At 40.7% G+C, this 26,142-nt stretch carries 29 protein-coding genes, 1 pseudogene and 1 riboswitch; of the genes and pseudogenes, 6 read left to right on the plus strand and 24 right to left on the minus strand.

Annotated features, from left to right (window positions below; translation table 11 throughout):
• Positions 1-196 precede the first annotated feature (196 nt).
• From cls to QS39_RS01420, 24 genes and pseudogenes are all read right to left on the minus strand, one after another.
• Entirely contained in the window at positions 197-1,729 is a 1,533-nt protein-coding gene (cls, locus tag QS39_RS01305; RefSeq protein WP_077804399.1) for a cardiolipin synthase, read from the minus strand.
• Between the two features lie 139 nt (positions 1,730-1,868).
• Positions 1,869-2,297: pseudogene (locus QS39_RS01310) on the minus strand (SP_0198 family lipoprotein).
• The gene (locus QS39_RS01315) at positions 2,294-3,544 is read right to left on the minus strand and encodes a folylpolyglutamate synthase/dihydrofolate synthase family protein (RefSeq protein WP_077804400.1); all 1,251 of its coding nucleotides are present in this window, start codon (positions 3,542-3,544) and stop codon (positions 2,294-2,296) included. The pseudogene QS39_RS01310 and the gene QS39_RS01315 overlap by 4 nt, the downstream one beginning before the upstream one ends.
• 358 nt (positions 3,545-3,902) lie before the next feature.
• Positions 3,903-4,208 (minus strand): DUF1292 domain-containing protein, encoded by a 306-nt coding sequence (locus QS39_RS01320; RefSeq protein WP_000017620.1) that lies wholly within the window; start codon positions 4,206-4,208, stop codon positions 3,903-3,905.
• 15 nt (positions 4,209-4,223) lie between these two features.
• Complete coding sequence (gene ruvX, locus QS39_RS01325) at positions 4,224-4,643, minus strand: Holliday junction resolvase RuvX (protein WP_004239076.1); 420 nt, start codon at positions 4,641-4,643, stop codon at positions 4,224-4,226.
• Positions 4,644-4,646: 3 nt separating this feature from the next.
• On the minus strand, positions 4,647-4,913 hold the full coding sequence (locus QS39_RS01330) for an IreB family regulatory phosphoprotein (protein WP_000507059.1): 267 nt from the start codon (positions 4,911-4,913) through the stop codon (positions 4,647-4,649).
• A gap of 86 nt (positions 4,914-4,999) precedes the next feature.
• Complete coding sequence (locus tag QS39_RS01335; protein ID WP_077804401.1) at positions 5,000-5,569, minus strand: SP0191 family lipoprotein; 570 nt, start codon at positions 5,567-5,569, stop codon at positions 5,000-5,002.
• 60 nt (positions 5,570-5,629) lie between these two features.
• The gene (gene spx, locus QS39_RS01340; RefSeq protein ID WP_000591165.1) at positions 5,630-6,028 is read right to left on the minus strand and encodes a transcriptional regulator Spx; all 399 of its coding nucleotides are present in this window, start codon (positions 6,026-6,028) and stop codon (positions 5,630-5,632) included.
• Positions 6,029-6,163: 135 nt separating this feature from the next.
• Positions 6,164-8,824 (minus strand): magnesium-translocating P-type ATPase, encoded by a 2,661-nt coding sequence (gene mgtA, locus QS39_RS01350; RefSeq protein WP_077804402.1) that lies wholly within the window; start codon positions 8,822-8,824, stop codon positions 6,164-6,166.
• 194 nt (positions 8,825-9,018) lie between these two features.
• A riboswitch (M-box (ykoK) riboswitch) is annotated at positions 9,019-9,169 on the minus strand.
• A 57-nt stretch (positions 9,170-9,226) separates the two neighbouring features.
• A complete protein-coding gene (locus QS39_RS01355) occupies positions 9,227-10,288 on the minus strand; it encodes a M24 family metallopeptidase (RefSeq protein ID WP_033678537.1) in 1,062 nt (353 codons plus the stop codon).
• Complete coding sequence (uvrA, locus tag QS39_RS01360; RefSeq protein ID WP_077804403.1) at positions 10,281-13,112, minus strand: excinuclease ABC subunit UvrA; 2,832 nt, start codon at positions 13,110-13,112, stop codon at positions 10,281-10,283. Before uvrA ends, QS39_RS01355 begins: the two co-directional genes overlap by 8 nt.
• A gap of 470 nt (positions 13,113-13,582) precedes the next feature.
• Positions 13,583-13,729: a hypothetical protein gene (locus tag QS39_RS10970; RefSeq protein WP_180374977.1), complete on the minus strand. Its 147-nt coding sequence runs from the start codon at positions 13,727-13,729 to the stop codon at positions 13,583-13,585.
• Between the two features lie 53 nt (positions 13,730-13,782).
• The gene (locus tag QS39_RS01365) at positions 13,783-14,175 is read right to left on the minus strand and encodes an ArpU family phage packaging/lysis transcriptional regulator (RefSeq protein ID WP_077804404.1); all 393 of its coding nucleotides are present in this window, start codon (positions 14,173-14,175) and stop codon (positions 13,783-13,785) included.
• Positions 14,175-14,594, minus strand: a complete 420-nt coding sequence (locus QS39_RS01370; RefSeq protein WP_077804405.1) for a DUF1492 domain-containing protein — start codon at positions 14,592-14,594, stop codon at positions 14,175-14,177. Before QS39_RS01370 ends, QS39_RS01365 begins: the two co-directional genes overlap by 1 nt.
• A gap of 117 nt (positions 14,595-14,711) precedes the next feature.
• On the minus strand, positions 14,712-15,026 hold the full coding sequence (locus tag QS39_RS01375) for a hypothetical protein (RefSeq protein ID WP_077804406.1): 315 nt from the start codon (positions 15,024-15,026) through the stop codon (positions 14,712-14,714).
• Between the two features lie 116 nt (positions 15,027-15,142).
• Positions 15,143-15,667 carry a hypothetical protein gene (locus tag QS39_RS01380; RefSeq protein ID WP_049543973.1) on the minus strand — a complete coding sequence of 175 codons (525 nt, stop codon included), beginning with the start codon at positions 15,665-15,667 and terminating at the stop codon, positions 15,143-15,145.
• Positions 15,668-15,998: 331 nt separating this feature from the next.
• Complete coding sequence (locus QS39_RS01385) at positions 15,999-17,522, minus strand: DNA primase family protein (protein WP_077804407.1); 1,524 nt, start codon at positions 17,520-17,522, stop codon at positions 15,999-16,001.
• Positions 17,515-18,030: a hypothetical protein gene (locus tag QS39_RS01390; RefSeq protein ID WP_077804408.1), complete on the minus strand. Its 516-nt coding sequence runs from the start codon at positions 18,028-18,030 to the stop codon at positions 17,515-17,517. Before QS39_RS01390 ends, QS39_RS01385 begins: the two co-directional genes overlap by 8 nt.
• Positions 18,027-18,299: a transcriptional regulator gene (locus tag QS39_RS01395; protein WP_077804409.1), complete on the minus strand. Its 273-nt coding sequence runs from the start codon at positions 18,297-18,299 to the stop codon at positions 18,027-18,029. The genes QS39_RS01390 and QS39_RS01395 overlap by 4 nt, the downstream gene beginning before the upstream one ends.
• A complete protein-coding gene (locus QS39_RS01400; protein ID WP_000058832.1) occupies positions 18,292-18,633 on the minus strand; it encodes a hypothetical protein in 342 nt (113 codons plus the stop codon). Before QS39_RS01400 ends, QS39_RS01395 begins: the two co-directional genes overlap by 8 nt.
• Positions 18,630-18,845 (minus strand): hypothetical protein, encoded by a 216-nt coding sequence (locus QS39_RS01405; protein ID WP_077804410.1) that lies wholly within the window; start codon positions 18,843-18,845, stop codon positions 18,630-18,632. The genes QS39_RS01400 and QS39_RS01405 overlap by 4 nt, the downstream gene beginning before the upstream one ends.
• Position 18,846: 1 nt before the next feature.
• Positions 18,847-19,356, minus strand: a complete 510-nt coding sequence (locus tag QS39_RS01410) for a hypothetical protein (RefSeq protein WP_077804411.1) — start codon at positions 19,354-19,356, stop codon at positions 18,847-18,849.
• A gap of 264 nt (positions 19,357-19,620) precedes the next feature.
• Positions 19,621-20,247, minus strand: a complete 627-nt coding sequence (locus QS39_RS01415; RefSeq protein ID WP_077804412.1) for a Rha family transcriptional regulator — start codon at positions 20,245-20,247, stop codon at positions 19,621-19,623.
• A gap of 37 nt (positions 20,248-20,284) precedes the next feature.
• On the minus strand, positions 20,285-20,455 hold the full coding sequence (locus QS39_RS01420; RefSeq protein ID WP_239682354.1) for a helix-turn-helix transcriptional regulator: 171 nt from the start codon (positions 20,453-20,455) through the stop codon (positions 20,285-20,287).
• 150 nt (positions 20,456-20,605) lie between these two features.
• On the opposite strand from QS39_RS01420, the gene QS39_RS01425 reads away from it, so the two are divergent.
• The 6 genes from QS39_RS01425 to QS39_RS01450 all read left to right on the plus strand — a co-directional run bounded on the left by QS39_RS01425 (position 20,606) and on the right by QS39_RS01450 (position 26,062).
• Entirely contained in the window at positions 20,606-21,232 is a 627-nt protein-coding gene (locus QS39_RS01425; RefSeq protein WP_049543985.1) for a helix-turn-helix domain-containing protein, read from the plus strand.
• A gap of 324 nt (positions 21,233-21,556) precedes the next feature.
• The gene (locus tag QS39_RS01430; protein ID WP_077804413.1) at positions 21,557-22,552 is read left to right on the plus strand and encodes a virulence RhuM family protein; all 996 of its coding nucleotides are present in this window, start codon (positions 21,557-21,559) and stop codon (positions 22,550-22,552) included.
• Between the two features lie 186 nt (positions 22,553-22,738).
• Complete coding sequence (locus QS39_RS01435) at positions 22,739-23,905, plus strand: tyrosine-type recombinase/integrase (RefSeq protein WP_077804414.1); 1,167 nt, start codon at positions 22,739-22,741, stop codon at positions 23,903-23,905.
• Positions 23,906-24,065: 160 nt separating this feature from the next.
• A complete protein-coding gene (locus QS39_RS01440; protein WP_000815623.1) occupies positions 24,066-25,010 on the plus strand; it encodes a magnesium transporter CorA family protein in 945 nt (314 codons plus the stop codon).
• An 11-nt stretch (positions 25,011-25,021) separates the two neighbouring features.
• Positions 25,022-25,699, plus strand: coding sequence for a DUF1129 domain-containing protein (locus QS39_RS01445; protein ID WP_077804415.1), 678 nt, complete (start codon positions 25,022-25,024; stop codon positions 25,697-25,699).
• 15 nt (positions 25,700-25,714) lie between these two features.
• Entirely contained in the window at positions 25,715-26,062 is a 348-nt protein-coding gene (locus QS39_RS01450) for a hypothetical protein (RefSeq protein WP_000331824.1), read from the plus strand.
• Positions 26,063-26,142 lie beyond the last annotated feature (80 nt).

Raw genomic sequence — 26,142 nt, forward strand, 5'->3', positions numbered from 1 at the left:
GCTTGCGATGGGTGTTTGAGTGATTTTTTGCATAGTTTCACAAAGGTTTCAATTTCCCGAAATCGGTGTAAATGTGTCTGTTTAAATGTCGTGATATAGTTTAATTCGTTCTGAGTCAGCATCTTCCCTCCTACATCTTCTTATTCGTAAAAGACAAGAAAAAGAGGACTGGTTTGTATCCTCAGTCCTAGATTTCTTATAAGATAGGGGCGAATAACTGGGCAATTTCCTTAATCAATTTTTGATACCAGCTATTTTTTATCGTATGAGGGAAAATTTCTTGCGATACCGAAAAAATCTCTTGAAAATCTTTTTGAATCTCAGTGATCGATTCTGTTTTATATAGCAAGACTGCATTTTCATAGTGGTGAAGCAAACTTCTATAATCTAAGTTAATGGTTCCAACTGCAGCAAAGTCCTTATCCACTAAGATTTGTTTACTGTGGATAAAGCCTGGACTATACTCAAAAATCCTTACTCCTGCTGACAACAAATCCGGATAGGCCCCTCTTGTGATGAGTTGGATTAATTTTTTATCCGGAATGAAAGGGGTCACAATGCGGACATCAACACCCCTCATGGCCGCATTTTTAATACTCTCTGTTAAATCATAGTCAATAATCAAATAGGGCGTTGTGATATAGACTGAATCAGTAGCCTGATTAATCAAACTTTGATAGACTTTTTTCCCTACCTGAGTACGGAAGATGGGCTTGGGTCCACTACCGTAAGGAATGCAGAGCCCTTGGCCAGAACAAGGCTGATTTTCCAAGTGATACTGGTCAAAATCGCTGATTTCCCCACGATTGATATACCAAGTCATCAAAAAGAGACGGGTGAGAGCCTTGACACCAGGGCCATCTAAGCGAATCCCACTGTCCTTCCAATAGCCAAAGCGTTCTACATGATTGATGTACTCATCGGCTAAGTTAATGCCTCCTGTATAGGCTACCTGACCATCTATGACAAGGATTTTACGATGGTCCCGATTGTTGTAAGCCACCGTCAAGCGAGGAATCACCTTGTTAAACTTATGGGCTTCAATTCCTCGACTACGAAGCTGAATAGTATAGTCTCCAGGTAAAGTCGCCATACAGCCGATATCATCATAGAGCATCTTGACCTCTACACCCTGAGCTGCCTTGTGCTCTAGTATGTCTAGTATGCTATTCCACATCAAACCTTCTTCGACAATATAGTACTCCAGAAAGATAAATTTCTCAGCTTTCTTGAGATCTTCCAACATATATTGCCACATGCTTTCGCCCGAAGAAAAGAATTGTGAGTCTGTTCGATTATAGACATCGGCATTGCTATCCATACTTAACAAAGATTTGATAACTCCGTAAGCTGCCTTATCATCTTCCTTCAATTTCTGGCGGAGAGCTTTACTGTTATCCTCCCGAAAATGCATAGAACCAAGTTTATCCAACTGCTTGATTTCTTTTTTGGACAATCGCCTTTCACCAAACATCAGATAGAGCAAGGGGCCAATGACAGGAACAAAAGTTACCACTAACCACATCACTTTGCTTTCAGGCGCCATGGAGCGATTGACAATAGCGACAATGGTCGCCATACTCATAAAGATTAAGAGAATAACCCATAGAATAGGGGCCATACGCCCTAAATAAAGAAAGAGACCAAAAACAAGACACAGTTCAAGCAGCATAATCGAAAGACTAAAGCCATACTTGGACATCAATAATTGAAATTTTCTATATTTCATATCCCCTCCTTGATATTTTGAATGATAAAAACAGGTAATTAAAACTAGTATAACTCAGGTATTCGGTAGAAGGCAAGTATTTATAATCATTTTTCTGAGCAAAAGCAAAAGAGACCGAAAAATCCAGTCTCCTTCTAGTCTATTTTGATAAAACGATGCGATCAGACGCTTCTCTATCCATATCGTCGATAATCATCTGATTGCCATTGATTGTATAAATCTTGACATCATCACCAATAATCATGCGTTGATTAGCGGCGTCGAAGCTAACCTGCTTGATTTCTTGTTCCCCGTCAGTTTCTACCTGAGTCCAAGTACCAGTTGTTTCAGTTACCACTAAAGTGATGCGGTCTCCTTCGTCCTGACCAGTATAAGTTCCATCAATATTAGTTGGTTGAGCCTCGGGCGCATTTTGTGAAGAACTTGTCGCTGCCTGATTTGTATTTTCTGTAGAAGATGAAGCTGTTGCTTGTGATTGTTGTGTTTACGGTTGAGCTACTGGCTGTTGAAACTGTTGAGTCCTTGGCGAACAAGCTACTAAGAGACTAAGACTTGCTAGAGAGGTCAATTTATCTGCTCATGCCCCAGTAGATAGCCCCGTACTTCTGAGATAAAATAGAGAGATCCTGTAATGAATAACAAGTCCTTGGTATCGGCTCTTTCTTCAAAACTGCTGATAAATTCTCGGTAAGAGGGAATTACATCGTAACCTGTTACATCTGTCTCGTCCAGAGAACCTTGATAGTCAAAGCCGGTCACCTTGAGTTCCACCTGAGGCAATTTTTCAGTCAGATAAGCCAACATCCCTTGATAATCCTTCCGTTTCAAGGCTCCAAATAGGATTTGAGGATGATATCCTTCCTGCTCTTTTTCTTTAATAAACTCAACCAAGCGAGTCAAGGCAGGGAGGTTATGAGCACCATCCAAGTAAATCTGAGGACGAATACGCTCCAAACGCCCAGCCCAATGGGTCTTCTCCAAAGCCTGTCTTACAACCTGCTCATCAACAACTTCCTTTCCTTCTCTCATAAAGAGAAGAAACGTTTGTAGCGCCAAGGCCGCATTTTCCTGCTGATAAGCTCCTTCTAAGCCTATTTTCAACTGTGAAAGGTTAGCCAAAGAGCTTGAAAAATCCCCATTCAGCATTGAAAATTCCTGGCCTGCCTGATAAAGGGAAACAGCTAAAGATTCGGCTTTTTTCTGACAAACAAGCCTAGTTTCTGAAGGCAACTTAGCAATCACTGCCTTTTTACCAGCTTTGAAAATGCCAGCTTTCTGCTCTGCAATTGCTGCTATACTGTCACCCAGAGTCTCCTGATGATCAAGTCCGATGGAGGTGATGATAGCAATCTCTCCGGTTACCACATTGGTCGTATCAAGTAAGCCACCAATTCCCACTTCTAGTAAAACCAAATCCACCGCTCGCTCCCTAAAGTAGAGAAAAGCAATCAAGGTCAGCAATTCAAAAAAGGACAACTGATCATGGGTTTGCAGAAGCGTTTTCTCCATCTCCTTGACCTGCTCAGCCAAACGGATGAAGTCTGTGTCTGCTATAGGTCGCCCATTAATGCAGATTCGGTCATTAATGGAAATGATATGAGGGGAGGTAAAGGTCGCAACTTTTTTGCCATGTCCCATAAATAACTCCCTCATAAAAGCAATGGTAGATCCTTTTCCATTAGTTCCTGTTACGTGGATAATAGGATAAGACTTCTCGGGATTCCCCAACAAATCCACCGCTTGCTGTATTCGGCCCAAACCTGATCGAAAATTCAAACCAATCCGACTATGAAGCCATTCTTCTACTTCAAACATATACATCTCCTTAATTACAGGTTCAATCAACTGCCTCAATAAAGTCTCATAACTAACAAAAACGAGGCCAGGATTTTCGTCCCGACCTCTTACCTGGTTAGCTAATCACTAGCAACTATGAATATTAACTTGGGCTAAAAACATCCACTGGATGTTCCAACTCTTCCAATTTCTAGGAGTTGGAGTGATACAGTCTCCCAGACTTACCAGCTCTTTTTTATTTCAAAGAGCTGGGCTAAAAACATCCCCCAAACTTACTGACGGTTTTTATTTTTAGCGTCAGGCTAAAAACGTCCACTGGATGTTCCAACTCTTCCCAATTTCTGGGAGTTGGGGTGATACAGTCTCCCAGACTGTATCACTCCTCCATAAAACTGTTGAAGACTTCTTCAATCATGTTCCATTCGTCTTCTGAGTCTTCTGGGATTGGTTGCAATTCGCCTTCTGTTCCATCTTCGTTTTCGATGAATGAGTAAGCTTGGATTTCAACTTGTCCGTCTTCGTCTTCTTCTGCGTTAACTGGTACTAGAAGAACATAGTTTTTACCAAATTCTTCTTTTCCGTCAATGGTCAAAAGGATTTCAAACAAGGTTTCATTTCCTTGCTCATCTACTAATGTAATTAATTCACGTTCTTCGTGATCGTGGTTATGATCGTGTGACATAGCCTCTCCTTTATATTAAAATTTTCTATCTAAATAATTTTGTAAAATCAGCTGAGCTGCTAACTTATCAATGACTTTCTTGCGCTTATTGCGACTGATATCTGCTTGTTCAATCAACATGCGCTCAGCGGCAACTGTTGTCAAGCGTTCATCCTGATAGTCTACTGGTAAACCAAAAAGCTCTTCTAGCTTTGCTCCGTATGCTTGACTAGCTTCCACGCGCGGTCCGCTTGTATTGTTCATGTTTTTAGGCAAGCCTACTACAAATCGTTCCACCTTGTAAGTATCAACCAACTCCTTAACGCGGTCAAAACCAAATTGGCCTTGCTCCTCATTGATTTGGATGATTTCAAGCCCTTGAGCTGTAAAACCGAGCGGATCGCTAATCGCCACCCCTACCGTTTTTGAACCGACGTCCAATCCCATAATTCTCATAGGTTATAGATCGACTCCTTGTCCTTTAAGGTAGTAGCGGACCAATTCCTCAACGATTTCATCACGCTCATACTTACGGATTTGATTTCGTGCATTATTATAACGAGGAACGTAGGCAGGGTCTCCACTCAATACGTAGCCTACAATTTGGTTAATTGGGTTGTAGCCCTTATCGTTCAACGAAGCATAGACATCAGTCAAAGTTTCGCTAATTTCTTTTTTATTGGAATCGTCCAATTTAAAACGTACTGTTTCTTCAGTAAATCCCATTCTAACACCCTCTTTCCTTAGAATAGTACCATTATAGCATAATTCCTTACGTTCTACAATTCAGGCAGTCTATTTATTTGGATTTTCTATTGTTCTGTCGCGCCATTTGCCAACCTGTCTGAAATATATTTGCTCGGTTCATTCTTCAAGAGATTTTCCAAGCCAATATTCTTCAGATATTCCAATTGAGAAGCCTTCTTGACATCCAAAACTTGAAAATCATAACTAGTCGTTGTTTGAAGTTCCGTTGCACTTAATAATTTGGTTTCAAGCTTAAATCCTGCTAATTTACGAGCTTCTACGATGGCCTCATCCTTCTCCTCTGCCTCAAGGAGAGCTTTTTGAGTTTCTTCCACACCATGTTGGTCAATATAGTTCTTCAACTCATCAGAGACTGGACGCTTTTGTTGAATGGTTAGGTTCAAAAAAGTCTTGTCTTTATAAGTAATGGTTTGGGTTTGCTGGCTACCATCATCTGATTTCGGCAAGACCAAAGTCTTGGTTACAACTGTATTCTTCTCAGCATTTTCAATAACTGGCAATGCCGACTGAAGCGTATCCTTTTCTGTTTTTGTAGCTGGTCCAGTTTCTTTTTTCTGTCCGCAACCAACTAGGACAAAAAGGAAAGCTAGACTAACAAGAACTATTTTTTTCATTTCTTTCTTCTTTCTTTTTGAAATTAAAATAAGACTGGGAATTGCTCCCAGCCTTGATGTTTATAGAGCTGCACGCAAACGTGCTTCTGCATTTTCTACATTACGGACAGAGCGTGGTAAGAAGGCACGAATATCGTCTTCCTTATAGCCAACTTGCAGGCGTTTTTCATCCACAAGGATTGGGCTCTTTAAAATTCTCGGTGTTTCCATAATCAGATTGAGGACTTCATTGACACTCAAATCTTCAATATCCACTCCAAGGGCTTTGGCATAGCGATTTTTAGACGAAACGATGCTGGCTATTCCGTTATCTGTTTTTGTCAGAATATCCAGTAATTCTTCTCTCGTAATTCCTTCTTTACCAAGATTTTGTTCTTTATAACTTAACTGGTGGGCATTGAGCCAGGTTTTTGCTTTTTTACAGCTAGTACAACTTGAGACTGTATAAATTTTAATCATGTACCTACCCCTTTCGCTACATGTTACTATCAGTTTAGTCTATTATACCATAAAAAACATCCGACTTGCGACCTATTTTTAAATTTTTTTGACTTTTTTCGTCATTTTCGTACTTTTTTCTTGACAAAATGAAATTTACAGCCATTCTTGATATTTCTTGATATAGATTTTTTTCACAATTGTCACGCTAATCATATACAAAATAATGATGAAAAGTAAAAAGATGAAATAAATCGGTTTTAAAGGAGTTAGATGAAGTAGGATTGCGAGTGGACTGTAGGGAAGGAAGGTCACAAAGGCTGCAGCCAATAAGGTTGTCACAAGGACTAGCCAAGCTGGACGACTTTGTAAAAAGGGAATTTTGGCTGAACGCAGCATATGGATAACCATGGTCTGTGACCACATGGACTCGATAAACCAACCTGTCTGAAACAAGACAATAAAGCCTACAGAAGACTCCGCTCCATGTACATAGGCATGACCTGTCGTCATGGGTACAATGATAAAATAAAGCAAAATGAAGGTCAAAATATCAAAGGCAGAAGAGATAGGTCCCATCCAAACCATGAAACGTGTGATAGACTTGGCTTCCCAAGTATGCGGATTTCTCAAAAAATCTTTATCCACCTTGTCAAAAGGCAAGGCAATACAAGACAAATCATAGACTAGATTTAGGATAATCAAATGGACTGGTGCCATTGGTAAAAATGGCAAAAAGATTCCAGAGACCAATAGGGATAAGATATTTCCAAAATTAGAACTCACTGTCATTTTGATATATTTAGTCATATTGGCATAGACCTTACGACCTTCAACAAGTCCTTTTTCAAGCACCATGAGATCCTTATCAAGTAGGATAACATCAGCCGTTTCTTTGGCAATATCTACTGCTGTGTCAACAGAAATCCCCACATCTGCGACTTTCATAGAAGGAGCATCATTGATCCCATCTCCCATATAGCCTACAGCATGACCATTAGCCTTAAATTGCAAAATAATCCTTGCTTTTTGGTCAGGAGAAAGTTTGGCAAATACTGTTACCTCCTCTACGGCTTGGGCCAATTCTTGATCACTCATCTGATCAATTTCAGATCCCAACAGCATCTGATTGATATCCAAACCAACCTTTTCACAGACTGCTTGGGTAACTTTTTCGTTGTCTCCCGTCAAAATCTTTGTTTGAACCCCATGTTCTAACAGAGCCTTAATTGCTGGTGCAGCAGATGGTTTAGGAGGATCTAGGAAGGCTAAATAACCAGTTAGAATCATATCCCCTTCGTCATCAACTGTATAGGCATGACCTTCCCTCAAACCTGACTTATAGGCCACTCCCAAGACACGCAAACCTTGTTGATTTAGTTGTCGGACTTCCTCTAAAATCTCTTCTCTGATAGCATCTGTCAAGGGAGTAATCACTCCTTGGTATTCTGCATGACTAGAAATCGTCAACATTTCCTCTAGGGCACCCTTGGTTACCAAACTAACAACTTCGTGTTCATCCTTAACGATAACACTCATCCGTCTACGTTCAAAATCAAAGGGAAGCTCATCTATTTTTTGAAAAGTTTGAGCCAGATTTTGCAAGAGGGTGTGTTCTTTGGCTTCCTTTTCAGTCCGTTTGATGATGGCTCTGTCCATCAAATTTTTCAAGCCCGTTTGAAAATAAGAATTGAGATAAGCTCGTCTCAAGACGGTCAAATCCAAGCGTCCATGGATGTCCAAGGGATATTCAAGGACAATTTCGTCTTGGGTTAGAGTTCCTGTCTTATCTGTACACAAAATATCAATCGCCCCTAAGTCCTGTATGGCATTGAGTTTCTTGATAACCACTTTTTCCTTGGCCATAATGATGGAGCCTTTTGCTAGACTGGCTGTGATAATCATAGGAAGCATCTCAGGTGTCAATCCAACACCAACACTCAAAGCAAATACGCCAGCTTCCAGCCAGTCACCATCTGTTAAACCATTGGACAAGAAAACGATGGGCACCATGACCAGCATCAAACGAATCAAGAGCCACGAAATACTATTCATCTCCCGTTCAAACGAAGTAGGCTCGTCATAGGTGTTCAAAGTCTGCTCAATGGCTCCCATCATGGTATCATCACCAACTGCTAAAACCACGGCCTTGGCACTACCAGACAAGACATTGGTTCCCATAAAGGCGAGCGCTTCTGCTTCTAGCAGACTATCAGATTGTTGAACTGTTGCCTTGGTCAAGGCCAATTTTTCAACCGATTCACTTTCACCTGTCAAGCCCGACTGTTGTACAAAGAAATCGCGCGACTCAAATAAAAGAAGATCTGCTGGAATCATGTCTCCAGCGCTTAATTTAACCACGTCACCCACTACCAAATCATCGATAGGTACTTCTTGAATTTCTCCTTGACGAATGACAGTCGCTGTGTTGACAATCATTTTTGATAGATTGGTCGCAGCCTTATCACTACGTAGTTCTTGGACAAAGCGTATGCCACCAGAAATGAGGACTAGGACAACGATGATAATAGAAGTCGTCGGATCTTCTTGACCTGGTTTTGCCAACCAGACATTGGTCACCAAGGAAATCACGGCGATGACCAGCAAGATGATTGTAAAAGGATTGATAATGGATTCGTAAATCTTTTTGAGGATACTGTCTTCTTGACCCTTTGTGATGGTATTTTCGCCATATAGGTCACGATTTTTCTCCACCTGCTCCTCAGTCAAGCCTGTTAGACTTGTCTTATAAAAAGATAGAGTTTCGTTTAAAGATGTCTGAATAGCTGTTGCTAATCTTTCTTTTGTAGTTTTCATTGGTTTCTCCTATCTGTATGAATGATGTGTTTCATACACAGAGACCAATCACTTTATAAGGGCAGAACGACACAAATCAGCGATTGGCTGTGTATGTGCGGTTCCGGATGATCGTCAATTTGCATCGTTTATCTCCTTTCTTTGATTTAAACAGTAGAAAATCCCACCATAAAATGGCAGGATTAAAAAACTAATTATCTGTTTTTCGTTCAAGCTTTAACTCCATAGGGCAATGTAATGAGCTTAGTCTTGGCCTTCGCGACCAGGACTGTTGACCAACGAGTAGTGTCTCCACTGCTTTGCGGTAGTCATCCGTATCCCTATGGTAGCCTCACCTACCGTTTTCGTCTTTCAGTATAAACCTTTAAAATTTAAAAGTCAATCATTTGAGTTGTTTAACTCTTAAATAACTATCAACTCTTTTGGAGCTAAGGTCAACAATTCACAACCTGTCTCTGTAATCAGGATATCATCCTCGATACGAACGCCATATTTGCCTTCGATATAGATACCTGGTTCATCGGTCAAGGCCATACCCGCCTTAATAGTTTCTGTAGAAGTCTGGCTAAAGTAAGGTTCTTCATGGATGTCCAGTCCAATACCGTGACCAATACCGTGTGTAAAGTAGTCGCCATAGCCTGCTTCGATGATAATATCACGAGGAATTTTATCAAAGTCACGGAAACCTAATCCTGCCTTAGCCTGGTCAATCAAGGCTTGGTTGGCTTTCAAAACCGTATTGTAAATTTCTGCCTGCTCGTCGCTAACATGCCCTAGATAGATAGTCCGTGTCATATCACTGACATAGTGGTCATAAAGGCAACCGAAGTCCATTGTAATGGCTTCTCCTAGCTCCACTGGTTTGTGCATAGGATGGGCATGAGGTTTGGAAGAGTTGATGCCACTTGCTAAAATAGTATCAAATGATAGGCCTGAAGCTCCCAACTCACGCATACGGAAGTCAAGGAAGTTGGCAATCTCAATTTCAGTCTTTCCTGGCTTAATAAAGTCAAGCGCGTCGCGGAAAGCTTGGTCTGAGATTGAACAAGCCTTGCGAATAGCTGCAATCTCCACTTCATCCTTAATCATTCGAAGACCTTCGACAAACTGAGTTTGTGGAAGCAAATCAATTCCCTCAAAGGTTGCCTGCATACGGTGATAATAAGACACTGAAATCTCATCTTCAAAACCGATTCGAGACAAGCCCATGTCCTTGACAATTCCTGCAATGACAGCCAATTCATCACGGTCAGCCACAATCTCAAAACCACTGGTTTCTTGCTTGGCTGCAATGATATAGCGAGAGTCTGTCACCAAGACCTGACGGTCACGGCTGATAAAGACTGTTCCGTTTGAGCCCCAAAAACCAGTCAAATAATAGACGTTTTTAAGGTTATTGATGATGATGCCATCTAGTTCTTTTTCTTGCATTTTATCTAGAAATGCTTGTACGCGTTTATTCATGATGTAATTTTCCTTTCAAATACTGTCCTGTGTAGCTGGCTTGGTTAGCAGCTACTTCTTCTGGAGTTCCTGTTGCGATGATGGTTCCACCACCGACACCGCCCTCAGGTCCCAAGTCAATAATATGGTCTGCCGTCTTGATAACATCCAGATTGTGCTCAATGACAAGAACTGTATTGCCATCATCGACAAAGCGAGCTAAAACCTTAAGCAAGCGAGCGATATCCTCGGTATGAAGCCCTGTCGTCGGCTCGTCCAGAATGTAGAAAGATTTTCCTGTCGATCGTTTGTGGAGTTCACTAGCCAGCTTCATACGCTGGGCTTCTCCCCCAGAAAGGGTGGTAGCAGGTTGCCCTAGCGTTACATAGCCTAGCCCCACATCCTTGATGGTCTGAAGTTTGCGTTGAATTTTCGGAATGTGTTGGAAGAATTCCACCGCATCGTTGACAGTCATATCCAAGACCTGCGAGATATTTTTTTCCTTGTAATGGACTTCTAGGGTTTCACTGTTGTAACGGGTCCCGTGGCAAACTTCACAAGCCACATAAACATCTGGCAAGAAGTGCATCTCAATCTTGATAATCCCGTCACCTGAGCAGGCTTCACAGCGACCTCCCTTAACATTGAAACTAAAACGTCCCTTTTTGTAACCACGAATCTTAGCCTCATTTGTCTGGGCAAAAAGGTCACGTATATCGTCAAAAACTCCTGTATAGGTAGCCGGGTTAGACCTTGGCGTTCGTCCAATCGGGCTCTGGTCAATATCAATCAAGCGGTCGACATGCTCAATCCCTGTAATCGTCTTGAATTTACCAGGCTTGTCTGAATTACGGTTGAGCTTCTGGGCAATAGCTTTTTTGAGAATGCTATTGATTAGGGTCGATTTTCCTGAACCTGATACACCTGTCACCGCGATGAATTTTCCTAGTGGGAATCGAACAGTAATATTTTGCAAGTTGTTCTCACGCGCTCCTGTCACTTCTATAAAACGACCATTACCGACACGACGCTCTTCTGGTACTGGAATGGCACGTTTGCCTGACAAGTACTGACCTGTGATAGACTTGCTATTGCGAGCAACCTGCTTGGGCGTACCCGCAGCAACAATCTCCCCACCAAAAACACCCGCACCAGGACCAACGTCAATCAGATAATCCGCTTCGCGCATGGTATCTTCATCATGTTCCACCACAATGAGTGTATTACCCAAGTCACGCATCTTTTTGAGACTGGCAATAAGACGGTCATTGTCCCTCTGGTGAAGACCAATTGACGGCTCATCTAGGATATAGAGGACACCTGATAGGTTAGAACCAATCTGGGTTGCCAAGCGAATACGCTGACTTTCCCCACCTGAAAGAGTTCCTGCCGAACGAGACAGGGTCAGATAGTTAAGACCCACGTTATTGAGGAAAGTCAAACGATCCTTGATTTCCTTGAGAATGGGCCGAGCAATGATGGCTTCATTTTCAGACAAGGTTAGCTGGCTCACCAAGTCCAAGTGGTCTGCGATAGATAGGTCTGAAATTTCTCCTATATGCGGCCCTTGCTCACCACCAACACGGACAGACAAGGCCTGGTCATTGAGACGATAACCGTGACAGGTTCCGCAAGTCAGCTCATTCATGTAGAGGCGCATCTGGGTGCGGGTGTAGTCACTATTAGTTTCATGATAGCGACGCTTGATATTATTAACAACTCCCTCAAAAGGAATATCGATATCGCGCACGCCACCAAATTCATTCTCATAGTGGAAATGGAATTCCTTACCATCAGATCCATAGAGAATCAAGTTCTTATCTTCTTCTGACAAATCTTCAAAAGGTTTATCCATATCCACTCCAAAGGATGTCATAGCCTGCTCTAGCATGTTTGGATAGTAGTTGGATGAGATAGGATTCCAAGGAGCCAAGGCTCCCTCGCGTAGCGTTTTGCTGGCATCTGGCACCACCAAATCAGTATCCACCTCCAGCTTGATGCCCAAGCCGTCACACTCACTACAAGAACCAAAAGGAGCATTAAATGAGAAGAGACGTGGCTCTAACTCTGGAACAGTAAAACCACAAACTGGACAGGCATAATGCTCAGAGAAGAGCAACTCCGAATCGTCCATGGTGTCGATAATGACATAGCCTTCTGCGATACGAAGGGCAGCTTCAATGGAATCAAAGAGACGGCTACGAATACCCTCCTTGATAACGATACGGTCAACCACGACATCTATATTGTGTTGCTTGCTCTTGGACAACTCTGGCACTTCGGTCACATCATAGACTTCCCCATCCACACGGACACGGACATACCCATCTTTCTGAACCTTCTCGATAACACTCTTATGTTGGCCTTTTTTCTTGCGGATGACAGGGGCCAAAATCTGCAAGCGCTGGCGTTCAGGTAACTCCAAAACCTTATCCACGATTTGTTCCACAGAAGAAGCCTTGATAGCTCCATGCCCGTTGATACAGTAAGGCGTTCCCACACGCGCGTAGAGGAGACGCAGATAGTCATTGATTTCAGTCGTGGTTCCCACGGTCGAGCGAGGATTTTTACTAGTCGTTTTCTGGTCGATGGAAATAGCTGGGCTGAGGCCATCAATGGCATCTACATCAGGCTTCTCCATATTTCCCAAAAACTGGCGAGCGTAGGCTGACAAACTCTCCACATAGCGACGTTGTCCCTCCGCATAGAGGGTATCAAAGGCCAGACTGGATTTCCCTGAACCTGACAAACCGGTCACGACAACCAACTTGTCTCGTGGAATTTCCACGTCAATATTTTTTAAATTATGGGCACGCGCCCCATGAATGACAATTTTATCTTGCATCTTTGTTCTTTCTAGTCCATTATTGCTTACCATTATACCAAAAAAAGTGAGATTCTATTACCCAAAAGGCCGATTTTGTAGTATAATAAAAAACTTCTTATTTTAGGTTTCCTTAGGACTTCCTGACCCTTATATCACGCGCTTTTTAACAAAAAATACTAACATTACTTTTTACTACTTGCTCCCCCAAAGTACGCAAAAAGGGGAGCAAAAAAAGCCCCACAAAAGGGCTAAGATTTGACGAGTTCAGCAGGCAAGAAACTAGCACGGTCAAACGTGCTTTTTTTATTGCTGGTTGCTGATAGGTATATTATACCATGAAGCGCGTGGTTTATAAGATTATGACCTCACAAAAGCCCCCAGATTCTTTTCTAAGGGCTTGTAGTTTGTCCGTGGTGTTTTAGTTGTCCAGTACGAAACAAAGCAAAATAGGGGGCGAATATGAAGCCTACGCCTACAATTGCCAACATTTATGCTTCTAACTCTTGTAGTAAGGTTAAATCTAAACCATCAAGGTCAAAATCTATGTTTAAATCGATGTCTATATCCATGTTTAAATCTATCTCCATATCTTCTAATTGGATATTCTCCAAATCAATCAAAAAATCTTCAATCATGTCATCCCCCCTCACTTAAATCTCAACATTTCTCAACAAAACACCACCGACGCCTACTTATATGCCTCTAGCTCTCCGTTCTGGTGGATTCTCGCAAAGTTTAAGACGGCTATCTGTTTGTATCGGTGGTAGCTAGTGGAGCTAGTACCTGCCATCTCTACGCATTCACTCATTGTTTTCTGCCTCATGTAGCAATAATGGATAATAAAGTATTTTCTGGCTCGTTTGTTCTCTATACTGTTGATGTCTTGGGCGAATATTTCCAATCCCTCACGGATTGCTTTTTCATGTTCACCACTCAAATTCCACTGATCAGGTAAGACAAGTTTCCAGGCTTCTTCATCGATACTAACTTGGTTTTCACTTCCTGCCATTCTCTGGAAACGTAGAAAGTAAGTCATCCGCTTTCTAACGTTCATCATCGTTTTAAAGTTATCCAGCTCCATTAGTTCGCTCCTTCCACCTTGCTCAAGTGTTCTATAGCTTCCTGCTTTACTCGATATACTGTAGTCTTTGATTTATCTATTTCCTCAGCAACCTGCCAAGCGTCTAGATTATTCAAATAAAAAAGTCTTAGAACAGAACGCTCAAGCGGATTGACCAACTTATCAATCAGCCTAGATATTTCCATTCTCTCTTCAGTAAGTCGCTCAATCCTCTGAAGCGTATCCTCTTTTAGTTTTAGAACACTTATAAGATTGTTCTCTGTCTTGTTCTCTCTGCTTGCCTGTACCCTGCTATGGCTTAGTGTTGGCTTTTTGATAATACTACCTTCCAGGGCCTCCAATTCCAAATATAAGCCTTTGATTTCCTTGCTTATCCACTTAACGCCCTCTAGTTTTTCTTTTACCTGCTCTGGTGTCATACCTCGGCCTCCTCTATGATATAATATTTTTATCGGATATATCACAAAGGAGTCAGCCCTGTGCTGACTTTTTTTGCATTTTCTCGGCGTTCGCTCGGAGTTCAAGTATCTGCACCTTTACCATTCCTCGGGTTCGCTAAACATACTTTTAGGCAAGCCACAAACTGAAATTAAATACTGACAAGCGTTGTAATCTACCCAAAGCGCCCCATCTTTAGAATGGTGGAAATACTTGTCTGGTAGCGTTCCAAGGTATGCACCATTTTTATATATAGACACCCCACCTTTTAGGCTTGGTAACAATCCGGTATATCCTCTGCGTAGTCCATGCTTCAAAGCGTTGCTATTGCCATATTTGGGCTTTCTATTGCCCTTGTTGCCTTTTGCTACTTGATTGCCCGGCAAAAATCTCCCTCGGCTATCGCGTTCCATATTTCCCCCTGCTACGGTGTTCGTTTGGTAAATTGCAACTACTTCACTATCTCCCCCTATATGGAAAAACCCAAAACTATTGACTTGTTAACAAAAAGGGGATTGCTCCCCTGTGTTTATTGACCAGAATAATCAGCAAGTCCTTTATATTCGCCCTCTACGTCCAACTTTTGGAGTAGGTTAATGCTTTCATTACCCAACATTTTCAACGTACCAAAAGCAGTCATAGAATCCATAGGGATAGGCTTATCAGAAAGCAAGCGATCAGCATAGTCTAATAGTTCCAGCTCGTAATCTGTGACCTTATTCAGCAAGCTCTCAAAGTCCTCTGACTCCTTGAGTTGGAGCACGCGCTCCCGTTTATAACGTTCTTCAAATGCTTCATCGTCCACTGGTTGGTTGTAGTAGTCTTTAAAACTGTCACAAATACGCTTGAAGGTCTTGTTCAGTTTGTTATCCTCCACATACTCAGCTACAAGCGTCCCTTTATCCTTGTGAGTTATTGAAATAGATGGTACTTCATAAGTTCCAGTCATATATCCCAGTAGCGCGTGACCTGCTACCATAGCAGTATCTAGGTCTTTAAATTCGTAAGTGAAAGTAAATGTTTTGGCTTTGTCTGAAAATGTTTTTAGTGTCATGTTGTTTTTCCTCTTTCTGTTTTAAGGTAAATTATGTAAAATACCTTGTTTTTGCCATTTTTATCTATGTTTTTTATACACTTAGAAAAAGTTTTATACACTTTATTTTTGAAGTGTATAAAATTAAAAGCCTGTCATATCAAGGGTTTAAGCCCTGTTTTATACGCTTTATACACTTTATACACTAGTTTATATAATTTACAGGAATTATAGTGCTTAATACTGTAAAAGAAAAAACCTGCCGTATAAAGTGTATAAGTGTATAAAGTCCTTGGCGCTCTAAGGGTTGCAAGTATAACACTTTTTTATCAAGTGTATAAAGTGTATAAAGTTATTGCTTCTTTTTTGCTTTACCATTAAAGTATCCCCGTTCATTTCTAGCTTTTCTCCGTTGCTCTGGCTTTTCCCTACCGTTAAAATATGGATGTGCGTAAGGCGCTGTATCTTCATGCGGATAGAAACCAGAATGAAGTTGTCTCCCTGATGGTATTACTTTCTGGCCTGTGGTTATCCAACTTGGTAGATTACTTTTTATCTCTCGATGCAACCCCATTTCTGTCTTGTGTAGTTTCACCCCATAATATTCCGTAAATCCTTTCCAGTTATGGAAAACAAAACTATTAGGCAAAAACTCACTTGATAGTTCATCAGTAAAGAATGAAGATACAAAAGCGATAACTGGGTTGTTATCCTCATGGTATTCTTGCAAAATCTCCTTTGATTTCTCTGGTGTGATGTCCTTTGTCGGTGTTTCAAGGGCTAGGCGTGTGAGATACTCTAATACTTCTTTCCTGTTGATGTAGTCGTCTTTAATTGCCTTGTTTGGTTTCCCTTTAAAGACCTTGGTAAATGGTAGAATCTTAAACCGCCTGTCAATCGCTGACCTGTCCCCGTTCATTCTTGGTAAGCCGTTGGATGACTGGATAATAGTCATATTCAAGCGTAAACTATAGGGGCGCTTCCCTTTGTCCTCTATAGTCATAATGTCCCCAGTCGCAAGGCTAAACATATTTGACGTATCTTTAATAACTGCATCCTTTTGTACGTCGTCCCCAATAACCAGACTCTTACCTAACAGAATGGAGGTAGAAAAACGGCTTTTATCGAACTCAGTCATCTTGAGACTTGCAACGTTCTCCATGCCTACTAGATTAATAAGTAACTGCTGAAAAGTTCCTTTACCAGTCCCACCCTCGCCATAAAGCCAAAAGATATTTTTTAGGGTTCTACCTGTGATACTTGCTTTAATAATCTGGATAGCTAGGTTATATAATTCTTGATCATTGTCAAATAATTCAGCAAGCCACTTGCTGGGCTTCCAACCGTGTATAGTAGGCTCATAGGCTTCTGGGTCGTACCTTGTACGGATTTTTCTAGTTACAATAATGCTAGGTGTTAAAGGTTCAAATGTTTCCTTACTAGCGTTATATAGCTGGTTTCCGATAACCGTATAATCATTTTGGATAGACTTCAACGGGCTACGTCTAGCGATTTTGTAAATCGTATCAAAGGCTTGTTTTTCTGTCGTATCAGGTTGAATGGTTGAGATTAAATCTTGAAGTAACTCGTTATCTTCTAACCAAATCCCCTTATCAGGATGATAGAAATACAAGGGCGCTTTCTGTCCCTGCGCTTCTGGTCTGATTCTCACAAATCGGATATACTTTCTAAGAAAGTCAGCAACCCCCAAAGATTTAGATGGTCTATCTTCCCCAAGATTCTTACATACGTTGAATAAAAAGCCTTGTACCCCTTTAAAGGTTGTCAGATAGCTTTCTGATTCTTCTATTACCTTAATGGGTTCACGTTGCTGATTCTCTTCAATGATTTTATTTACAATGTCGTCACTATTCAAAAGCCACCTCCTTATAGAATTTTGTCGCTACTTCTAGGAAATAGCTTGCTAGGTCTTTACGCTTGACGATTGTAGAAAACAAGTCCACCAGCTGACTAAAACTGTAGCCATTCACAAATAGCAAGCGGACAAATAGAGAAGTCTCGTACCTGGTATAAATGCCGTTACAAATCAGGTCGAAAATCCAGCCTTTCAACTCCATGCCAAGCCCCTGCCGTTGCTCGGTCAATTTGTTTACCTCTAAATCTTTCAGAATCATCAGCAAGTCAGGACTGGCCAAACCTATCTCTAAATCTCTGGTCAGTTCCCAGCCCTCTGCTTCCTCGTTTTCGTCTTTAACTGCCACATACAAACCTTTGTAGCGGAAAGCCGTCAAGCCCTCGCCTATTGGCTTAAAGTAGATAAATTTGTAATGTTCCCCATTCTTCCATACTTGAGTAGGATTTGACTTGAGAAAGCCAAACAAAGGCAATTTGTCATCGGATAGAATTAACTCCAGCACCCTCATTCATCCACCCCCATAAACTTCATCAAGTCAGAAATTCTATAATAGATTTTCCTAGTATCTTCTAGTGGTGGTTGATACCGTCTTAGCCCTGCTTTTTCCCACTTTTGGAGTGTCATGTATTTTATATCTAACTCGTCCATGACTTCCTGGGCTGATATTAAGCCTGTCAGTCGTGGTTTGAGTCTATCACGCGCTTCATGGTATCTTTCCACTACCTCCAGAATTCCATGCACTAGGTCTTGCTCACTTTCTCGGCTTAGGCTAAACATATCCGCCCACCTCCTTCAAGGTTTCTTTGTAGCTCTCTAAATCAGCATTTAAAAGGACAGTTAGGCGTTTCTGTTCTTCCTGTACTTGGTTATAGAATGCTTTTGCTCCGTCCAGTAACTCCTCTTTGTTAGCAGGGATAAAATATCCTCTAAATGTTCCGTGTCGAACCCCAACAATAGGAACGCTATGGCGCGTGATTAGACGGCTGATAATATCTTGCACGGTTCTTTCTGCTAGCTTAGTGATCAGGCTGATTTCTGCCCCTGTTATGGAGTTCTCAGCCCCTACCTTGATTAGTCTTAATACTCGTTTGTCATTCTCTGATAGACTCATTCAGTTCCTCCGTAAACTCTTACCCCTGCAAGCTGGATATAACGCCCATAATCAGGGCTTAAATCCTCGCTAGGTGTTTCTATCGTCTGTTGGTTTTCTCGCTCAAATTGGGCGCTTTTTTTGCGGTCTAGGTGGTTTAGATAAAGCAGTAAGCCAATCAGTACCACCATGAAGATTACCGCCTGTGTATTGGTCAAATCTAGTTCGTTCATGTCAGTTTTCCTCATAAATCATCATCCCACGGGTGTACTCAATCGAACTTGTCCATAAGTCCAAGAGGTTCTTTTTATCTCGTTTTTTCTTTGCAATATCAATTGCCAAAAGTTCCCAGACGTAATTTAATACTTGGTTTTTATCCATAGGATAGTCATTCTCTTTGGTTATTTCCGCTAGGTAAGTGCTTATGAAAAGAAATCCATCAAAATTAGAAAGGCATTTTAAAAGATCCATATCCCCCCAAAAATTTTTATAATATGAATATTCTCTCCACTCTAATTCTCCTATTACCTCAGATACTACTCTCTGTTTCATCCTTTCCGTCTGTTCCTTGAGTGTTTCCTGTTGTTCATGGTATTCTGTGCTAGTTAGTTCATTATAAATATCGTCTAAGTCGTTCAATACTTTACTGATTTCCCTTTTAGCTAATGCAGTTCCATTTCCTACAAGAATTTCTTGTATTTCTTCTAAATTTGTTGAAATAGCTTCTAATTTATCTGCTATCATATTTTCCTCCGTTGACCTTTTAATTATCGTTTCTTATACAGGATATCCTCACGCTCAGACTCGCCAAATTGAAAGCGTGAGAAAGTACCAGTTTTAAGAGTTGGCGCTCTCCGTATGGTCAAATTGCCCTAAATATGCTATAATCTATGTATAAATCTTTACTAAAACCTCTTTGATAATAGCTTGCCTGCTTTGTTAAATTCGTTTTAGTGTTAGTGTGAAAGGCTCTGCGGTGTGGTTATTGCTAAGCCTTTTTTGTTGCTCTCACGCGCTTCTTTGGCGTGTTTTTTTATTTCTGAATGCCAAAGCTTTGATTTCCTGATAACTCATATTCAAGCCAATCATGGCTATTACCATATCCTCAAATGCTTGGTATTGCTCCAGCTCGTCACTGGTCAAGCTATCAATGCCATTGTAGCCCCCACGCTCTTCCCTTAACTGCTTAGCGTTCCTGTCAGTTACTGCCTTCAGTAGCAGGTTGTTCATGGTGCTATGCGCGCGCTTGGGTGCATTAGTCCATGTTTCTATACTGTCATGCAGTGTTTTTCTTTTTGGCTTTTCTAGCGCCCTCTGCATACGAAACTTAGAAAGCTCCTCACGCATTTCAAAGAATGCTTTGACTAGGTTCTTCTTAAACTCTTTTACGGGTTCTGTATTTCGTAAGTAAGTGATTAACAAAGTAGCTTGTTGCTCGTTCAAAATATAATCTCGTACATTTTGCCCACTCTCTGAAGGTGAAATTTTAAATTGCACCTTTCCGAAGCTCTCAAAGTCCTCGCGGTGCTTATTCAGCAAAATCTTCAAATGTCTGTGCTTAATTTCAGCGCATTCTGCAACGATACTGCTTAGTGTATACGGCTCTTTCTTGCCGTCCATATATACTAGTTCCATTGGCTTACTCCAATCTTTACTTTTGCATACTTTTTGTTTAAAAAAATATATCTTCAATAGTGATATCTGGAAACATTGGTAATAGCAATTTTTTGAAAGCTATTTTCTCAGTATCCGTAAATGAGCAACGCCCTGTTTCTTTGTTGTAGTATGTTTGCTTTGTCATACCTAATTTTTTTCCTAGCTCTGCTTGGGTTAGCCCCAACATATTTCTGTAGCCTTTAATTTTATATTTTGGCAATCTCATCACCTCCTTTACTTTTGCATACCTTAATTGTAACCAATATTTTTTAAAAAGTCAATACTTTTCTTTACTTAAAAACAAAAAATAGTTATAATTTAAATACGAGGTAAAAAAATGGAAGTGAATAATATTGAAGTAGGAAACCGAATTAAAAGTATTAGGCTTGATCAAGGTGCAACTATGGAGGAATTTGGTAAAGCATTTAATACCAGTAAGGGGACTGTTAATAATTGGGAAAAGGGGCGTAATTTGCCTAACAAAGAAAATTTGTTAAAAATAGCAAAACTAGGAAATCTTAGCGTTGAGCAACTATTATATGGCAGTTCTGCTAGAAGTCGATATAACTGGGACTATATCCTAGATTACATGGAAAAAACTAGAGAAGAGCTCGATGAAGAAGCTTTTGAAAATACCAAACAAGCTATCGATAGTGCATTTTTTATCCGATTAGACTTGAATGATATTATAAATCTATATAACTATAATCTCCGAAATCCTATTCCTGTTAAGGATTTAAACGGTATGAAAAAATTCTACGAATCACAGGCCAATTTCTTAGAAGAATATATTTCTAGTCTTGACTATACAGAGAATAATATGGATATGATCATGGATTTGGAAATTGAAGCTAACTTTAATCGAAGATATATAGACAGAATTGACCGATATCAAAAAACGGGGATTTGGGCAGAAGACTATCTAAAAGAGTTAGAAAAATTCAAGCAAAGCCAAGAGAATTGAACAATAGCAACAAAAAAAAGGTAAGTCAATACCCTTACCTTTAACCAACCTAATATAATCAACCTAATTGAACCAGATGGAGCTGGTGTTAACTCTCTACACACTATAGAGGACGCTCCCGATAAGATGATTACAACATCATTATACCACTCTTGCATTTAAAAAGCGACTTACACCATACCCACGCGCCACAATGTTAAACAATCCTGAAGCGCGTGGATTCTCGGGCTTCGCTCAAGCTTCAAGTCTATATTAGCCCCATATCTACTAATTTTATTGATGTCAACAAATGTCAACCACTTACAATGTTTTAGAAAGGATCTCATGAACGAATTACAATTCTTAATCTATACTGCTGACAACGATAGCGAAACAGCTAGTGTCATCATCAAAGGCGAAACTATCTGGACTAGTCAGAAAGAAATGGCTAGACTTTTTGACGTCGGTGTTCCTGCAATTAGTAAACACCTAAAAAATATCTTTGAAGAGGGCGAATTAGAAGAAGATTCAGTTATTTCCAAAATGGAAACAACTGCCACCGATGGGAAGAATTACTTAATTACTTACTACAATCTTGACGCCATCATTTCAGTTGGTTACCGTGTCAATTCTCAAAAAGCTACGAGATTTAGACAGTGGGCTACTTCGGTACTTCGTGAGTACATGATAAAAGGGTTCGCCATGGATGACAACCGTCTGAAACAAGGCGAAAACTTGCTGGAAAAAGACTATTTCCGTGAGCTCTTGGAGCGCGTGCGTTCTATCCGAGCTAGTGAGCGTCGTATATGGTTGCAGATTACAGATATTTTTGCTGAAATCTCTATCGACTATGACCCACAAAGTACGTTGACTAAGCAATTCTATGCTGATGTACAGAATAAGTTTCATTATGCAATCACTGGCCAAACTGCTGCGGAAATTATCTACACGAAAGCAGACCACACAAAAGACAACATGGGACTTACAACATGGAAAAACTCCCCTAACGGTCGCATACTGCAAGCAGATACCCAAATAGCAAAGAATTACCTTTCAGAAACAGAAATCCGTTCCCTTGAAAGAGGAATATCTAGCTATTTTGATTACCTGGAAAGACAGATAGAACAGCGAAAAGCTCAGACAATGCAACAACTAGCCCAAAGCATTGACCGCTTTTTGACTTTCCAAGAATACGATATTTTAGAAGGTCATGGAAAAATCACTTCCAAGGTTGCGAAAGATAAAGCAAAAGCAGAATACCAACTATTCAACAAAACTCAAAAGATAAACTCGGACTTTGAAAGAACTTTAAAACAGCTAACTGACGATAAAAAACTTTAAATACAAGCCTGTTTACTATAAACAAGCCCATATTAACCCCATATCCGCCTTGTTTCCAACTCTGGTATTTATTTACCGCCTGACTCTTTAAAATCGAATGTGGGGCAAACTATGAAGCCCTAGCATGATATAAAACCTTTTTGATAATGGCTTGCCTGCTGATGTATTTTAGAAAGGTTTATCATCATGAAAATAACTGAAGTTATAAAAAAAGACGGTAGCAAAGTTTACCGTGCTAATGTATATCTAGGAGTTGACCAGGTAACAGGAAAGAAAGTCAAAACCAAAGTAACAGGTCGGACACAAAAGGAAGTTAAGCAGAAAGCCAATCAAGAAAAAATAGCTTTTCAAAAAGCAGGATCTACCAGACAAAAGGCTATTACCATAAAAAACTATCAAGAATTGGCAACTCTCTGGTGGGAAAGCTATAAGAATACAGTTAAGCCAAACACTCAAGGAAACGTTAGAGCGCTAATAGATAATCACATATTGCCTACTTTCGGGGAGTATAAGCTCGATAAGCTCACTACTCCACTTATTCAGTCAATTATCAATAAACTTGCTGACAAGACCAATAGAGGGGAAAAAGGGGCTTTTCTACACTATGACAAGATACATGCTTTAAACAAACGTATCTTACAATATGGCGTAACCATGCAAGCTATACCGTCCAATCCTGCGCGTGATGTTGTTTTACCTCGTAACACTCAGAAAGCAAAGCGCCAAAAGGTAAAACACTTTGAAAATCAAGAACTAAAAAAGTTTCTTGGTTATCTCGATAATTTAGATAGCGATAGATATCGTTACTACTATGAGACAACGCTCTATAAGTTCCTATTGGCTACTGGTTGCCGTATCAATGAAGCTTTAGCTCTTTCCTGGTCTGATATAGACTTAGATAATGCCGTTGTGCATATTACCAAAACACTAAATCGGGATCTAGAAATCAATAGCCCAAAATCTAAGGCTAGTTATCGGGATATAGATATAGATCAAGCGACTGTTAGCATGCTAAAGCAGTACAAACTACGCCAAACTAAAGAGGCCTGGAAGATAGGACAACGTGAAAGCGTGGTATTTTCGGATTTCATTCATGAGTATCCTAGCAGTTCAAGGCTTAAAAGAAGATTGCAAACACATTTTAAGCGTGCTGATGTTCCTAACATTGGCTTTCACGGATTCCGTCACACTCACGCTAGTTTATTGCTTAACTCTGGTATTCCTTACAAAGAACTCCAGTACCGCCTAGGTCATTCCACTTTATCAATGACCATGGATATATACAGCCACCTCTCAAAAGAGAACGCAAAAAAAGCAGTATCATTCTACGAAACTGCACTAAAAGCACTATAGGGGGAGCAAAAAGGGGAGCAAATTTAAAAATCAACATTTCAAGACAAAGTAAAAATCCAATAGCAACAGGATTTTTGTTAGATTTATTTTGAAAAAGGCTGATTTTGTAGTATAATAGTACGGTGTGAAAAAATCTGAAAAATGAGAAAGGATAAGGGATATGAAACAAGTTTTTCTCTCTACAACAACTGAATTTAAAGAGATCGATACGCTTGAACCGGGTACTTGGATCAATCTCGTTAATCCAACTCAAAATGAATCACTGGAAATCGCTAACGCCTTCGATATCGACATTGCCGACCTTCGAGCACCGCTCGATGCGGAAGAAATGTCTCGTATTACCATTGAAGACGAGTACACTCTGATTATCGTAGACGTGCCGGTCACAGAGGAAAGAAATAACCGCACCTACTACGTTACCATCCCGCTTGGTATTATCATCACCGAGGAAACCATTATCACTACGTGTTTGGAACCATTACCGGTCCTCGATGTCTTTATCAACCGTCGATTGCGTAATTTCTACACCTTCATGCGTTCACGTTTTATCTTCCAGATTCTTTATCGTAATGCAGAGCTTTACCTAACGGCCCTTCGTTCGATTGATCGTAAGAGTGAACAAATCGAAAGTCAACTGCATCAATCAACTCGTAATGAAGAATTGATTGAACTCATGGAATTAGAAAAAACCATCGTCTATTTCAAGGCTTCCCTCAAAACAAATGAGCGCGTGATTAAGAAATTGACCAGCTCAACAAGTAATATCAAGAAATACCTTGAGGATGAAGACCTGCTTGAAGATACCCTGATTGAAACCCAACAGGCCATCGAGATGGCAGACATTTATGGAAACGTCTTGCATTCTATGACAGAGACCTTCGCCTCTATCATTTCTAACAACCAGAACAACATCATGAAAACCTTGGCCCTTGTGACCATCGTCATGTCCATCCCAACCATGGTCTTTTCTGCCTACGGGATGAACTTTAAGGATAATGAAATCCCCCTAAACGGTGAGCCAAATGCCTTCTGGTTAATCGTCTTTATCGCCTTTGCTATGAGTGTCTCGCTCACTCTCTATCTCATCCATAAAAAATGGTTCTAAGAGGAGTTCCTATGTCTCAGATTGATCTACAAAAATTAACTAAGAAAAACCAAGAGTTTGTCCACATCGCTACCCAACAATTCATCAAAGATGGGAAAACAGACGCTGAAATCAAGGCTATTTTTGAGGAAATCATTCCCCAAATCCTTGAAGAGCAAGCCAAAGGTACGACTGCTCGTTCCCTCTATGGCGCACCAACCCACTGGGCTCATAGCTTCACTGTCAAGGAGCAATATGAAAAAGAGCATCCAAAGGAAAATGATGATCCAAAACTCATGATTATGGACTCAGCTCTTTTCATCACTAGCCTCTTTGCCCTCGTCAGCGCTCTCACAACCTTCTTTGCGGCAGACCAAGCTCTCGGCTATGGTTTGATTACCCTCCTATTAGTTGGACTGGTTGGTGGATTTGCCTTCTACTTGATGTACTACTTTGTTTACCAATACTATGGACCAGATATGGACCGCAGTCAACGTCCACCTTTCTGGAAATCTGTACTAGTTATCCTAGCTTCTATGTTCCTTTGGTTGCTTGTCTTCTTTGCAACAAGCTTCCTACCAGCTAGCCTTAACCCAGTACTCGCTCCATTGCCACTGGCTATTATGGGAGCAGTCCTCCTAGCCCTTCGCTTCTATCTCAAGAAACGCTTGAACATCCGCAGCGCAAGTGCAGGACCAACACGTTACTAAGAAAAGGAAAGAGCTATGGCATATAGTCAATCTTTAGCTCAGCAGATTCGAAAAATTCTAGCGCTCAAACTTCCTCCCCAAATTTTCGAAGAAGAGCTAGAAGAAAAGAAGCTGTTTGGTGGCCTGGCCTTTATGATTCGTGGTAAAATGGTCCTTACTGTCAGTTCCAGAAAGGATGAACTGGTTATGGTCAGAATTGGCAAGGAAATGGAGAAGCAAGTTCTACCCCGAACAGGAGCTCATACTACATTGATGAGGGGGCGCCTTTATCATGGGTATATAGACTTAGATATAGAAGGCCAAAAAGAATTGCCTTACTGGATTGATTTGGCTCTCTCCTATAATCAAGAGTTGACCAAGTAACTCATATCTAGCGAGATTACTGATTAGAAAACGAAAAGCAACTGCACCAGCGGTTGCTTTTTCACTTGCTTGCCTACAAG

Source organism: Streptococcus mitis, assembly GCF_002005545.1.
GTDB lineage: Bacteria > Bacillota > Bacilli > Lactobacillales > Streptococcaceae > Streptococcus > Streptococcus mitis_I.

Bases quoted from the DNA above. Each gene is read 5' to 3' on its own strand.
- cls (WP_077804399.1), bottom strand. From the start codon at position 1,729: ATGAAATATAGAAAATTTCAATTATTGATGTCCAAGTATGGCTTTAGT.
- QS39_RS01315 (WP_077804400.1), bottom strand. From the start codon at position 3,544: ATGTTTGAAGTAGAAGAATGGCTTCATAGTCGGATTGGTTTGAATTTT.
- QS39_RS01320 (WP_000017620.1), bottom strand. From the start codon at position 4,208: ATGTCACACGATCATAACCACGATCACGAAGAACGTGAATTAATTACA.
- ruvX (WP_004239076.1), bottom strand. From the start codon at position 4,643: ATGAGAATTATGGGATTGGACGTCGGTTCAAAAACGGTAGGGGTGGCG.
- QS39_RS01330 (WP_000507059.1), bottom strand. From the start codon at position 4,913: ATGGGATTTACTGAAGAAACAGTACGTTTTAAATTGGACGATTCCAAT.
- QS39_RS01335 (WP_077804401.1), bottom strand. From the start codon at position 5,569: ATGAAAAAAATAGTTCTTGTTAGTCTAGCTTTCCTTTTTGTCCTAGTT.
- spx (WP_000591165.1), bottom strand. From the start codon at position 6,028: ATGATTAAAATTTATACAGTCTCAAGTTGTACTAGCTGTAAAAAAGCA.
- mgtA (WP_077804402.1), bottom strand. From the start codon at position 8,824: ATGAAAACTACAAAAGAAAGATTAGCAACAGCTATTCAGACATCTTTA.
- QS39_RS01355 (WP_033678537.1), bottom strand. From the start codon at position 10,288: ATGAATAAACGCGTACAAGCATTTCTAGATAAAATGCAAGAAAAAGAA.
- uvrA (WP_077804403.1), bottom strand. From the start codon at position 13,112: ATGCAAGATAAAATTGTCATTCATGGGGCGCGTGCCCATAATTTAAAA.
- QS39_RS10970 (WP_180374977.1), bottom strand. From the start codon at position 13,729: ATGATTGAAGATTTTTTGATTGATTTGGAGAATATCCAATTAGAAGAT.
- QS39_RS01365 (WP_077804404.1), bottom strand. From the start codon at position 14,175: ATGGAGCTGGATAACTTTAAAACGATGATGAACGTTAGAAAGCGGATG.
- QS39_RS01370 (WP_077804405.1), bottom strand. From the start codon at position 14,594: ATGACACCAGAGCAGGTAAAAGAAAAACTAGAGGGCGTTAAGTGGATA.
- QS39_RS01375 (WP_077804406.1), bottom strand. From the start codon at position 15,026: ATGGAACGCGATAGCCGAGGGAGATTTTTGCCGGGCAATCAAGTAGCA.
- QS39_RS01380 (WP_049543973.1), bottom strand. From the start codon at position 15,667: ATGACACTAAAAACATTTTCAGACAAAGCCAAAACATTTACTTTCACT.
- QS39_RS01390 (WP_077804408.1), bottom strand. From the start codon at position 18,030: ATGAGGGTGCTGGAGTTAATTCTATCCGATGACAAATTGCCTTTGTTT.
- QS39_RS01395 (WP_077804409.1), bottom strand. From the start codon at position 18,299: ATGTTTAGCCTAAGCCGAGAAAGTGAGCAAGACCTAGTGCATGGAATT.
- QS39_RS01400 (WP_000058832.1), bottom strand. From the start codon at position 18,633: ATGAGTCTATCAGAGAATGACAAACGAGTATTAAGACTAATCAAGGTA.
- QS39_RS01405 (WP_077804410.1), bottom strand. From the start codon at position 18,845: ATGAACGAACTAGATTTGACCAATACACAGGCGGTAATCTTCATGGTG.
- QS39_RS01410 (WP_077804411.1), bottom strand. From the start codon at position 19,356: ATGATAGCAGATAAATTAGAAGCTATTTCAACAAATTTAGAAGAAATA.
- QS39_RS01415 (WP_077804412.1), bottom strand. From the start codon at position 20,247: ATGGAACTAGTATATATGGACGGCAAGAAAGAGCCGTATACACTAAGC.
- QS39_RS01420 (WP_239682354.1), bottom strand. From the start codon at position 20,455: ATGTTGGGGCTAACCCAAGCAGAGCTAGGAAAAAAATTAGGTATGACA.
- QS39_RS01425 (WP_049543985.1), top strand. From the start codon at position 20,606: ATGGAAGTGAATAATATTGAAGTAGGAAACCGAATTAAAAGTATTAGG.
- QS39_RS01430 (WP_077804413.1), top strand. From the start codon at position 21,557: ATGAACGAATTACAATTCTTAATCTATACTGCTGACAACGATAGCGAA.
- QS39_RS01435 (WP_077804414.1), top strand. From the start codon at position 22,739: ATGAAAATAACTGAAGTTATAAAAAAAGACGGTAGCAAAGTTTACCGT.
- QS39_RS01440 (WP_000815623.1), top strand. From the start codon at position 24,066: ATGAAACAAGTTTTTCTCTCTACAACAACTGAATTTAAAGAGATCGAT.
- QS39_RS01445 (WP_077804415.1), top strand. From the start codon at position 25,022: ATGTCTCAGATTGATCTACAAAAATTAACTAAGAAAAACCAAGAGTTT.
- QS39_RS01450 (WP_000331824.1), top strand. From the start codon at position 25,715: ATGGCATATAGTCAATCTTTAGCTCAGCAGATTCGAAAAATTCTAGCG.